Raw genomic sequence first — 11,183 nt, 5'->3', positions numbered from 1 at the left:
CGGCGGCGCCGCCGCCGGCGGCCGTCCGGCGGCGCCCCCGCGGGCGCCTGACCCAGCTCACGAGTCCTCCCCCCGGTCGTTGAGCGAGGCCCGCAGGGCCGAGACGAAACGCGGTGACCGTTCGCACAAGCTCACCGCGTTTTGACTCGCTTCGCTCGCTCAACGACCGGAGGGGTAGACCGGCGCCGACCCCGTGCCGCGCTCGATGATGCGCTGCACCATGTCGTCCGACGTCGTGTGCTCTCCCGGTAGGTTCGGCTTGCCCGCTCCGTGGTAGTCGCTCGACCCGGTGACGATGAGGTCGTGGTGCGCGGCGAGCCGCTCCAGCGACCGCCTGCCCGCCGCCGTGTTCTCGCGGTGGCCGACCTCGAATCCGGCAAGTCCCGCGGCGATCAGCTCGTCGAGCACATCCGGCGGCAGCATCCGTCCCCGCGCGGCGGGATGCGCGAAGATCGGCACGCCGCCCGCCTCGACGATGAGGCGCACCGCGTTCAGCGAGTCGGCGGTGTAGTGGCCGACGTAGTAGTCGCCCCCGGGGTGCAGGATGCCGTCGAAAGCGTCCGTGCGGTCGCGCGCGAGCCCGCGGGCCACGAGCGCGTCGGCGATGTGCGGCCGCCCGATCGTGGCTCCCTCCTGGTGCGCGGCGACGACGTCGTCCCACGTCAGGTCGTAGTCGCGCGAGATGTTCCGCACGATCCGGGCGGCCCGCCCCAGCCGCGCCTCCCGGATGCGTCGCACTTCGGCCCGCAGGCCCGGCGCGTCGGGGTCGAACAGGTAGGCGAGGAGGTGGACGCTGCGCCAGCCGGTCGTCGTCGACAACTCCATGCCCGGCAGGAAGGTCATGCCGAGGGATGCCGCGGCCTCGGCGGCCTCCGCCCAGCCGCTCGTGGTGTCGTGGTCGGTGAGCGCGCTCGTGCGGATGCCGTGCCGGTGGACCGCTTCCATCACGGCCGCGGGCGACTGCGTGCCATCCGACTCATGGGAGTGCAGATGCAGGTCGGCGGGGCCCTCGAACCCACGCTCCGCCGCCATCGTTCGAGCGTACCGCCGAGCCCTCGCGCCGGCGCTCGCGTCGAGCGATCTGCCAGGCTGCTCGCTTAGTCTCGGGGGCGTGTGGCGAGGGATCGGAATCTTGACGACGGTGCTGTTCGCCATCGCCTCGGCCGTCATCACCTGGCCGCAGTTCTTCCGCCTCGAGCGCACGTTTCCGATCGCGCAGATCGTGTCGTTGCGGGGCATGGTGGCGCTCGGCTTCGGCGTGCTCCTGCTGCTCGCGCTGCTGCTCGCGCTGGGCCGGCCGCTGCGGCGGTTCGCGGCATCCCTCGCGATCATCGCGCTGGTTGCGACGGTGGCCAATGTCGCGATCGTGGCCACGCGCGGCACGGGCGCCGACGACCTGCCAGAGCCCACCGCGCACAGCCTGCGGGTGATGACGTGGAACACCGCGGGCGAGGCCACCGACCCCGGCGAGATCGCGCACACCGCCGTCGCGATGCAGGCCGACATCGTCGCGCTGCCCGAGACGACGGAGGAGAACGGCGAGGCGGTCGCCGTCGCGATGCGCGAGCTCGGGCACCGCATGTGGGTGCACAACGCCTACTACCCGGGGTGGGACGCCCGCTCGACGACCCTGCTCATCTCGCCGACGCTCGGCGACTACTCCGTCATCCAGTCGTCGAAAGACGGCTCGAGCAACACCTCGACGGTGCCGAGCGCCGTCGCGATGCCCGTCGACGGCGACGGGCCGATCGTGGTCGCCGTGCACGCCGTCGCGCCGCGCCAGACGCATATGGCCGACTGGCGCGACGACCTGCAGTGGCTCGCCGACCAGTGCGCGAGCAACGACGTCATCATGGCCGGCGACTTCAACGCCACCGTCGACAACATGGCCGGCCTCGGCAGCGAGGGCGGCACGCTCGGGCGCTGCACCGACGTGGCGTCGGCCACCGGCAACGGCTCGGTCGGCACGTGGTCCACCGATCTTCCCGCGCTGTTGGGCGCGCCCATCGACCACGTCATGGTCTCGAAGGGGTGGGAGCCCACCGGCAGCGTGGTCATCCGCTCGAAAGACGACTCGGGCAGCGACCACCGGCCGCTCGTGGTCCAGCTCGAGCCGGTCGACGACGCCGGCTGATCACGTTCCGTCGCCGCCGCGGCGTGGGAGACTTGACCCATGAGCGACACGGAGACGGCCGCGGAACCGCGGGCGGATGCGGCCGAGCAGACCACGCCGGCCAACCGGCGCCAGCCGTTCCCCCGAGGATTCCTCGACACGATCTCGACCGGGTGGGCGCCGCGCCCCGACTCCCCTCCGCCGGCGCGGGAGCAGGCCCCGCACGCGGCGCGCCGGCGCGCCGCCGTCTCGGCGGCGTTCCCCGGCAAACGGCTCGTCGTGCCGGCCGGGTCGCTCAAGCAGCGCAGCAACGACACCGACTACCCGTTCCGGGCGCACTCCGCGTTCTCGCACCTCACCGGCTGGGGATCCGACGCCGAGCCCGACTCGGTGCTCGTCTTCGAGCCGGTCGGCGACGGGCACGCGGTCACCCTGCACTTCCGCGAGCGCGCCGACCGCACGACCGCCGAGTTCTACTCCGACGCCTCGATCGGCGAGTTCTGGATCGGCCCGCGGCCGGCGCTGGCAGGCGTTGCCGCCGACCTCGGCGTGGCCACCGCGCACATCGATGCCTTCGAGCCGTCAGGCGACGACCTGGTCGTCGGCGAGGACGAGGAGCTGACGCGCTTCGTCTCGGAGCTGCGGTTGGTCAAAGACGAGTACGAGATCGCGCAGTTGCGCGCCGCCGTCGCGGCCACCGCGAAGGGCTTTGACGACATCGTGCGCGAGCTGCCGGCGGCGATCGAGCACGCCCGCGGCGAGCGCGTCGTCGAGAGCGTGTTCCACCGCCGCGCGCGCAGCGACGGCAACGGGGAGGGCTACGACACGATCGCCGCCTCCGGCCCGCACGCCTGCTACCTGCACTGGACGCACAACGATGGCACGGTCGTTCCCGGCGACCTCATCCTGGTCGACGCCGGCGTCGAGCTGGACAGCCTGTACACCGCCGACATCACCCGCACGATCCCCGTGAGCGGGCGCTTCAGCGACGTGCAGCGCACGGTGTACGAGACCGTGCGGGAGGCGGCGGACGCCGCCTTCGCCGCCGCGCGGCCCGGAGTGAAGTTCCGCGCCGTGCACGAGGCCGCGATGAAGGTCATCGCCGCGCGGGTCGCCGAGTGGGGGCTGCTGCCGGTGACCGCCGACGAGGCGCTGGACGCCAACTCCGGCGGCCAGCACCGCCGGTACATGGTGCACGGCACCTCGCACCACTTGGGAATCGACGTGCACGACTGCGCCCAGGCGCGCCGCGAGATGTACTACGACGGCGTGCTCGAGCCCGGAATGGTGTTCACGATCGAGCCCGGCCTCTACTTCCAGATCGACGACCTGACAGTTCCCGAGGAGTATCGCGGGATCGGTGTGCGCATCGAGGACGACGTGCTCGTCACGCGCGACGGCGTCGAGAACCTGTCGGCCGCGATCCCGCGCACCGCCGACGAGGTGGAGGCATGGGTCGCCCGCCTCGCGTGACCGCCCCCTCCTCCCCCTGAGACTCCATCTGCGCGCCGAGACCGCGGGTGCCGCCCGAGGTCTCGGCGGCCGGATGGAGTCTCACGGGCTCGCCAACGCGTCGTCGAGGGACTCGTGCCGGAAGGCGAACCCGGCGTCGACAAGCCGCTCGGGCTCGACCCAGCGGCTCTTCAGCACGAGCTCCGGCTCGGTGCGCAGCGCCCACATCGCGGGCTCGAGCATCCAGCGGTGGGCGGGGAGGCCGAACGGCGCCCCGACCGCGCGCCGGATGCCGCGCATGAGCGCGCGGTTGTCGCTGGCGTGCGGGGCTGCGACGTTGATCGGCCCGGACAGGTCGTCGCGGTCGCGCACGAAGCGCACCGCCTCGACCACGTCGTCGAGGTGCACCCAGCTGAACCGCTGGCGGCCGCGCGTGCGGTGCCAGCCGGGACTCGCCGCGGGCGTCGCGTGCGGCCCGATGCCGCGATAGCGGCGATGCGGGAACCAGGGTCCGTCGACGTGCGGGCCGCCCAGTCCGACGCGCGCGATCCGCAGCAGCGCGCGCGTGGCCGGCCCCGGGCCGAGCACGATCGCCATGCGCAACGCGACCCGCCGCGTGCGTGGCAGGCTCCCGGTGAACAGCTCGCGCTCCCACGCGCGGGCGACGTCGACGGAGAAGCCGGTGCCGAGCACGCCGTCCGCCTCGGTGTGCGGCGCGTCGGTCGCGTGCCGGTAGATCGTCGCGGTGGACGCGTTGATCCACACCCGAGGAGGAAAGGATGCCGCGGCGACGGCCTCGCGCAACGCGCGCGTGGTCGCGACCCGCGAGCGCAGGATCTCGTCGCGGTTGCGTGCGGTGTACCGGCAGTTCACGGACTTTCCGGCGAGGTTGACGAGAAGCTCCGCCCCGTCGACCGCGGCCGCGATCGCCAAGGGGGCGTCCCACCGCGTCGGACTGGAGCGGCCGATCGTCGCGACGTCGTAGCCGTCGTCGATGAGCGCCGCCACGATCGCGCGCCCGATGAATCCCGAAGCTCCGGCAACGACCGCTCTGGGCCGTGTCGTGTCGCTCACGGTTCCAGCATACGCCGATTTCTGAACGCGTTCAGTTCTGCTGTCGTTCGAGCACTTTGTCGGGAATGAATCGCAGGGTCGGCGGCGGCCGGTCGGTGTGGACACGGCCGGTCGGACTGGTCCAGATCAGAACGCCATGCTCGTCTTGCTCGACAGTCCACGCGGTGTGGTGCTTGAGCATGTGATGCCGACGGCGCAAGTGGGCGAGGTTGCACCGACAGGTCTGGCCACCCTTCGCGTAGTCGGATCGATGTCGCAGCGTCACACGGGCATCCGACATCCCGGCGCGCGACAGTGCTCGTCTCTCGCCTCGAGATCCCGCGACTGCGCGATCGTGGGGAATCTCCGATGCCCGGTCAGCAGCCAGCTCGCGGATCCGCACGTGTCGCTCTGCCCGCGCCTCGGCGTGCCGCTCGGCCATCGTCGTGGGCATGAGCTGTTCCGCGATCGCCTTTGCGAGCTCACGCAGCCGGCCCGTGGTGAGCCCCTCGGCGGGGAGCTCGTGTGGTGGGGTCATGTTTCCATCATGACACCGGTCTCCGACATATACTCGATACTACGTCGCTCTGTGGACACATCAGTATCGAAGATCACACTCCGCCGGCCGTCACGCCGCCGCGTGCCGCATCCATCCCGCGACGAGCGGCGCGAGCCCGGCGCCGATCTCGTCGGCTGGCCGCTTGCGGCCCTTCACCTCGAACGAGTGCCCGCCTCCGGCGATCCACTCCACGGCCGCGTTCTGGCACGCCGCGACGGCCTCGTCGAGCTGGGTGTGCGGGTCGACGAACGGGTCGTTCGCGCCCTCGACGAACAATTGCGGCTGATGGATGTCGGGAAGGTGCTCGACGCGCGGCTTGTCCGGCCTTCCGGGCGGGTGCAGCGGATAGCCGAGGTACACGAGGGCCGCCGGGTCGATCGCGCCGTCGGCGGCGGCCATCGACGCCATCCGCCCACCGTACGACTTGCCGCTGGCGACCACCGGCCCGCCACCGGAGCGCGCAACAGCCTCGGCGAACACCGCCCGCCACGCCGCGACCGCGTGCGCGGCCGGGCCGGGCATCCGCCGGCCGGCCTCGACGTATGCGAAGTTGAACCGCAGGGTCGCGACCCCGGCTTCCTGCATCGCGCGGGCGAAGCCGCGCAAAAACGGGTGGTCGTGCCCGGCGCCGGCCCCGTGCGCGATCACGAGCGTCGCCCACGCGTCGTCGGGCTCGCCCCACGCCGCCGACACCCGCGCCGGGCCGGTCGGCAGCGCGACCGCCACGCGGAACGCGAGGTCGGTCACGCGTCGCGGCCGGGCTCGGAGCCTGTCGCCTCCGGCTCGGCGGCACCCGGCTCTGCGGGGCCGGGTTCCTGCACGGCGGGCGAGCGCTCCTCGGCGGGCGTCGCCACGATGCGCTGCCCGTAGCGCGGCGGCTCCTGCGGAGGGGGCGACACCGGCCCCGGATCCACCCCACCGCGCCGCGGGGGCGCAGGCGGCCGCCCGTCGTGCGTGCCGAGCACCTCGCGGGCCTTGGCGAGGCTGCCAGAGGTCACCTTCACGTCGTAGTGGTCAGCCACCACCTGCATCGCGCTCGCGAAGTCGCGGCGGCGGCGCACGAACGAGTACGCCACGATGCTCATCAGCATGCCGAGCGCGATGCCCACGAACATGACGCCGATGAAAGCCGGCACCGGCACCGACGGCGAGCCGAACACGAGGAACGCGGAGAAGATCAGGCCCAAGAGCAACCCGTTGATCGCGCCGGAGCGGGCCGCCGTCGCGTAGCCGAGCCGCCCGGTCACCCGCTCGATCGAGCGCAGCCCCATGCCGACGATCGCGATGTCGCGCGCCGGCACCTCGGCGACGATGAGCTGGGAGACCGCCTCCTGGGCGCGCTCGTAGTCGGCGTAGCTGGCGACGGTCTCGCCGACGTCGGCGGTTCGACCCCGCGGCATCCGGCTGGGCAGGCTCATCCCTCTATCCTCCCACGCTCGCTCCCGGCCTCGCCGGGCGCCCGGGGCTACGCTGGGAGCGTGAGCACGCAGAGGGTATTCGTCGCGCGCCTTGCCGGGTGCTCGGTCTTCGACCCCGCGGGCGACCGTCTCGGCAAGGTTCGAGACGTCGTCGTCGTGTACCGAAGAGACGATCCGCCGCGCGTCGTGGGCCTCGTGTGCGAGATCCCCGGGCGACGGCAGGTGTTCCTGTCGATCGGCCGCGTCACCTCGATCGCCACCGGCCAGGTCATCACCACCGGCCTCATCAACGTGCGCCGCTTCCAGCCGCGCGGCGGCGAAGTGCGGGTGCTCGCCGAGCTCATCGGGCGCCGCGTGTTCTTCCGCGACGGATCGGGGCAAGCGCAGATCGAGGACGTCGCGATCGAGCGGAACCGGTTGGGCGAGTGGGATGTCGGCCAGCTCTTCCTGCGCAAGCCCCGCACGAGCGCCTCCCCATTCGCGAAGGGGCCGACCACCTTCGCGGCGTGGGCCGACGTGCGCGAAAGCGCGGTTCCTGGCCAGGCGCAGTCGGCCGAGCAGCTCATCGCGAGCTACTCGGAACTCAAGCCCGCCGACCTCGCCAACACCCTGCTCGACCTGCCAGAGGAGCGCCTGCTCGAGGTCGTGTCCGAGCTGCCCGACGAGCGACTCGCCGACGCGTTGGAGGAGATGCCCGAAGACGACCAGGTGCGCATCCTCGACGCGCTCGACGACGAGCGGGCCGCCGACATCCTCGACGCGATGGAGCCGGACGACGCCGCCGACGTCCTCGGGCACATCCCGGAGGACCAGCGCGAGGAGCTGCTCGAGCTCATGGATCCGGACGAGGCCGAGGACGTGCGCGCTCTCCTCAAGTACCGGCCGGACACGGCGGGGGGCCTGATGACCCCTGAGCCGATCGTGCTGTCGGCGGACGCGACGGTCGCCGAGGCGCTCGCGCTCATCCGCCGCCACGAGCTGCACACCGCGCTGGCGGCCGCCGTGTTCGTGACCCTGCCGCCGTATGAGACGCCGACAGGGCGGTTCCTGGGGACCGTCCACTTTCAGCGGATGCTGCGCTACCCGCCCCACGAACGGCTCGGAGCCATCATCGACGACACGCTCGATCCGGTTCCCGCCAGCGCCTCCGCCGCCGAGGTGGCCCGCATGCTCGCAAGCTACAACCTCGTGTCCCTTCCTGTCGTAGACCAGGCGCATCGGCTCGTCGGCGCGGTGTCGGTGGACGACATCCTCGACTATCTCCTTCCCGAGGACTGGCGCTCGCAGGATGACGCCCCGCCCCCGCCGGCGCCGCTCGCGACCGCGAGCCTTCCCGTCGTCGCCGCCACCCGGACCGGCGGTCGGCGGCGATGATGGCCCGGGGGAATCGGCACCGCCCGCTCGACGCGCCCCGTGGGCGGTCGGGGATGCTCCCACGCGCGCCGCAGCAGTCGCGCGACCGGTTCGGGCGCTTCTCCGAGTCGTTCGCCCGCGCGATGGGCACGTCGGGGTTCCTGCTGGGCATGACGATCTTCGTGACCGTCTGGCTCGCGTGGAACATCCTCGCCCCGCGCGAGTGGCAGTTCGACCCGCGCGAGTCCAACTTCACGCTGCTCACGCTGATCCTGTCGCTGCAGGCGTCGTACGCGGCGCCGCTGATCCTGCTCGCGCAGAACCGGCAGGACGACCGGGATCGCGTCCAGATCGAGCAGGACCGCCAGCGGGCCGAGCGCAACCTCGCCGACACCGAGTACCTCGCCCGCGAGGTCGTGGCGTTGCGGATGGCGCTGGCCGACCTGTCGGAGAGCACCGTCACGCGCGAGGTGCTGCGCAGCGAGCTGGCGGACTTCCTCGACAAGCTCGACGAGCGCGAGACCCCGAAGGAGCCGGCGGAGCCGTGAGCTCCGATCTGGCCGAGTCGGTGCGCGCCGCTGTCGCTGCGGTGACCGATCCCGAGCTTCGCCGCCCGATCGGCGAGCTCGGAATGGTGCGCGACGTGCGGGTGGCAGGCGGCGCCGCGACGGTCTCGATCAGCCTCACGATCGTCGGCTGCCCGGCCGCGACCCGCATCGAGCAGGACGTGCGGGATGCCGCGGCGTCCGTCCCCGGAATCGCCGGCGTGACCGTGGACGTCGGCGTCATGTCGCCCGACGAGCGGCGGGCCCTCGTCGAGCGGCTGCGCGCCGGCCGGCCGGCCAGGACCATGCCGTTCGGCCCCGACTCGCTCACGCGGGTCGTCGCCGTCACCAGCGGGAAGGGCGGCGTCGGCAAGTCGACGGTCGCCGCCAACCTCGCCGTCGCGCTCGCCCAGCGCGGGCTCGCGGTGGGGCTGATCGACGCCGACGTGCACGGCTTCTCGATCCCCGGACTGCTCGGCCTCGTCGACGAGCACGGCCGGGCCGCGCAGCCGACGCGCCTCGACGAGCTCATACTGCCGCCGGTCGCGCACGGCGTGAAGGCGATCTCGATCGGCATGTTCTTGCGCGACGGCGATGGCGGGGCGGTCGCGTGGCGGGGCCCGATGCTGCACCGCACCGTGCAGCAGTTCCTCACCGACGTGCACTTCGGCGACCTCGACGTGCTGCTGCTGGACATGCCTCCCGGCACGGGCGACGTCGCGATCTCGGTCGGCCAGCTGCTCCCGCACGCCGATGTCGTCGTGGTGACGACGCCGCAGGCCGCCGCGTCCGACGTCGCGGTGCGCAGCGGCCTGGTCGCCCGCCAGACCGGCCAGCGCGTCGTCGGCGTCGTCGAGAACATGGCGGCGCTCGCACTCCCCGACGGCACGATGCTCGACCTGTTCGGCAGCGGCGGGGGGCGGGATGTCGCGGCCGCCCTCTCCACCGACGACGATCAGGTGCCGCTCCTGGCCTCGATCCCGCTCAGCGCGACGCTGCGGGCCGACGGCGACGCGGGCGCCCCCGTCGTGGTCGCGCACCCCGACGACCCGGCGGCGCGTGCGATGGCCGTGCTCGCGGCATCCCTCGTCTCATCCGGCCGCGGCCTCGCCGGCCGCCCGCTTCCGTTCACTCCGCGCTGAGCGGGTCAGATGCCGAGCGTCAGCCGGACGCCGGCGACGATATCGTTCACGAGATAGCCGGGAACGTGGCCCGCGGGATGCGGCTCGATGAGCTCGCGACTCACCGGCCCGAGTTGCGACACCACGACGACGCAGTCTTTGTCGAGGCCGCTGGCTTCGGCCGGAATCAGCACGTTTCCGGGAAATGCCTCCAGCGCGACGTTCGAGGTCAGCGGCGCCAGGAGAACCGTGCGGATGTTGGTGGCGGACAGCCAGTCGTCCTGCAGGACCGCGGTCGGCCGAGTCTTCGCGGGCTCGGACCCCCGGAGTGCGCCGAACTGTGGGGCGGCGGCCCGGAAGAACTCCGACCGGTTCATCCCGTGCCGTGCCGCGACTCGCTCGAAGCGGTGGAAGTCGTCGTCGGGCATCGAGATCGCGGTCTTCACCCCCGCAGTACAACCATTCATACCGTCAGAGGTAGTCGTCGGGGGCGAGGATGCGCACTCCGCCGTCGTGCAGGAGGAACTGCGCGCGCACCGTCGCGCCGTGCCGGGCGCACGCGGTGGCAAGCCTGTGGGCCCACGCGCGCTCCCGGCCGCGCACCCGGGCATCACCCGGCCGCTCCCACACGAAGACGGCCTGCGCGAAGCCGAACTCGGCCATGAGCTCGGCGATGCCGCGGGCCAGCGCATCGGCGTTCGCCACCGTGCCCCCGTCGGAGGCGGCGAGGGGCTCGTCGGGAGAAGCGGGAAGGTCGTCGCAGGGCATGACGACCTCGCTTTGCACGTGGTCGGCGTAGAGGAACGTCATCCAAAACTGGCGCACGCTCGCCCTGCCGAGCAGAAAGGCGATGCGCTCCTCGAGGAGGAGGTCGTCGGTGAGAGGAGCCGATCTGTCGGCTGCGGTCGCGGTTGTCATCGTGCCAGCATGCGCGAGCCCGAGCGCCGACGGGACGGCATCGCGGAATCTGTGGACAACTCGCGGGGCCTGCCCCGCCTGTGCAGGAAGGGATGCCGCGCCATCTCGCGGTTGCGGTCGTTGCGGCATCCCGCCGGCATCCGCGCTCGACCCTCCCGCCAGGCCCGCCCACTCGACGGTCACGCCCGCGGGTCTGTCCGCGCGCCGATACCCATGCGGGAGGTCGATACCCACTCCACGCGCCGAAACCCACGCCGGGGCACCGGGTCTCGCCGCGCAAAGTGGGTTTCGGCGCGAAAGCGGGGCACGCCGTCGCTCGAAGGGCACAGTCGCGCACCGAAGCGGACCCGACGCGCCAAGACCCAACCGCACGCCGAACCCATCCGAGACGCCGAACCCATCCGGGACGTCGACACCCACTCCACGCGCCCAAACCCACCCCGGGGTACCGGGTATCGCCGCGCAAAGTGGGTCTCGGCGCGAGCACGAGGCCCGGCTACGTCGCCTCGGAGTCGTACGGGGGCGGATCGTCCGCGGAGAACACGACTCGGCCGATCGGCGGGCGCGCCGCCACGGCGACATCGGCTCCGGCGCCCGAGGAGTCGCCGGCAGCCTCCGCGCCGCCCGCAGCCTCCGCGCCGCCCGCAGCGG

Annotated in this window: 12 protein-coding genes; 5 read left to right on the top strand and 7 right to left on the bottom strand. The window is 72.4% G+C overall.

All coding sequences use genetic code 11. From position 1 onward, the window contains the following. Positions 1-159: 159 nt before the first annotated feature. On the bottom strand, positions 160-1,032 hold the full coding sequence (locus tag QM611_RS09555; RefSeq protein WP_415079683.1) for a PHP domain-containing protein: 873 nt from the start codon (positions 1,030-1,032) through the stop codon (positions 160-162). A 79-nt stretch (positions 1,033-1,111) separates the two neighbouring features. On the opposite strand from QM611_RS09555, the gene QM611_RS09550 reads away from it, so the two are divergent. Both QM611_RS09550 and QM611_RS09545 read left to right on the top strand, forming a co-directional pair. Further along, a complete protein-coding gene (locus tag QM611_RS09550) occupies positions 1,112-2,134 on the top strand; it encodes an endonuclease/exonuclease/phosphatase family protein (protein WP_415079682.1) in 1,023 nt (340 codons plus the stop codon). Positions 2,135-2,173: 39 nt separating this feature from the next. Continuing rightward, the gene (locus tag QM611_RS09545) at positions 2,174-3,586 is read left to right on the top strand and encodes an aminopeptidase P N-terminal domain-containing protein (RefSeq protein WP_415079681.1); all 1,413 of its coding nucleotides are present in this window, start codon (positions 2,174-2,176) and stop codon (positions 3,584-3,586) included. An 81-nt stretch (positions 3,587-3,667) separates the two neighbouring features. Here the strand turns inward: QM611_RS09545 and QM611_RS09540 are convergent, their stop codons facing one another. The 4 genes from QM611_RS09540 to QM611_RS09525 all read right to left on the bottom strand — a co-directional run bounded on the left by QM611_RS09540 (position 3,668) and on the right by QM611_RS09525 (position 6,595). Continuing rightward, a complete protein-coding gene (locus tag QM611_RS09540; protein WP_415079680.1) occupies positions 3,668-4,639 on the bottom strand; it encodes an epimerase in 972 nt (323 codons plus the stop codon). A gap of 31 nt (positions 4,640-4,670) precedes the next feature. Beyond that, positions 4,671-5,156 (bottom strand): hypothetical protein, encoded by a 486-nt coding sequence (locus QM611_RS09535; protein ID WP_415079679.1) that lies wholly within the window; start codon positions 5,154-5,156, stop codon positions 4,671-4,673. A 90-nt stretch (positions 5,157-5,246) separates the two neighbouring features. After that, positions 5,247-5,924, bottom strand: a complete 678-nt coding sequence (locus tag QM611_RS09530) for an alpha/beta family hydrolase (protein WP_415079678.1) — start codon at positions 5,922-5,924, stop codon at positions 5,247-5,249. Next, positions 5,921-6,595: a general stress protein gene (locus tag QM611_RS09525; RefSeq protein ID WP_415079677.1), complete on the bottom strand. Its 675-nt coding sequence runs from the start codon at positions 6,593-6,595 to the stop codon at positions 5,921-5,923. The genes QM611_RS09530 and QM611_RS09525 overlap by 4 nt, the downstream gene beginning before the upstream one ends. Positions 6,596-6,655: 60 nt before the next feature. On the opposite strand from QM611_RS09525, the gene QM611_RS09520 reads away from it, so the two are divergent. Genes QM611_RS09520 through QM611_RS09510 form a run of 3 tightly spaced genes read left to right on the top strand, consistent with a single transcriptional unit; the run spans position 6,656 to position 9,635 of the window. Beyond that, positions 6,656-7,969: a magnesium transporter MgtE N-terminal domain-containing protein gene (locus QM611_RS09520; RefSeq protein WP_415079676.1), complete on the top strand. Its 1,314-nt coding sequence runs from the start codon at positions 6,656-6,658 to the stop codon at positions 7,967-7,969. Next, the gene (locus tag QM611_RS09515) at positions 7,969-8,496 is read left to right on the top strand and encodes a DUF1003 domain-containing protein (protein ID WP_415079675.1); all 528 of its coding nucleotides are present in this window, start codon (positions 7,969-7,971) and stop codon (positions 8,494-8,496) included. The genes QM611_RS09520 and QM611_RS09515 overlap by 1 nt, the downstream gene beginning before the upstream one ends. After that, a complete protein-coding gene (locus tag QM611_RS09510) occupies positions 8,493-9,635 on the top strand; it encodes a P-loop NTPase (protein ID WP_415079674.1) in 1,143 nt (380 codons plus the stop codon). Before QM611_RS09515 ends, QM611_RS09510 begins: the two co-directional genes overlap by 4 nt. A gap of 5 nt (positions 9,636-9,640) precedes the next feature. On the opposite strand, the gene QM611_RS09505 is transcribed toward QM611_RS09510, so the two are convergent. Together QM611_RS09505 and QM611_RS09500 are read right to left on the bottom strand one after the other, a co-directional pair. Beyond that, entirely contained in the window at positions 9,641-10,060 is a 420-nt protein-coding gene (locus QM611_RS09505) for a type II toxin-antitoxin system PemK/MazF family toxin (protein ID WP_415079673.1), read from the bottom strand. A 25-nt stretch (positions 10,061-10,085) separates the two neighbouring features. Then, the gene (locus tag QM611_RS09500) at positions 10,086-10,532 is read right to left on the bottom strand and encodes a hypothetical protein (protein ID WP_415079672.1); all 447 of its coding nucleotides are present in this window, start codon (positions 10,530-10,532) and stop codon (positions 10,086-10,088) included. Positions 10,533-11,183: the final 651 nt, after the last annotated feature.

The sequence above is a fragment of the Microbacterium sp. genome (assembly GCF_047606685.1).
GTDB lineage: Bacteria > Actinomycetota > Actinomycetes > Actinomycetales > Microbacteriaceae > Microbacterium.
This window is presented reverse-complemented; position numbering and strand designations above follow the sequence as displayed.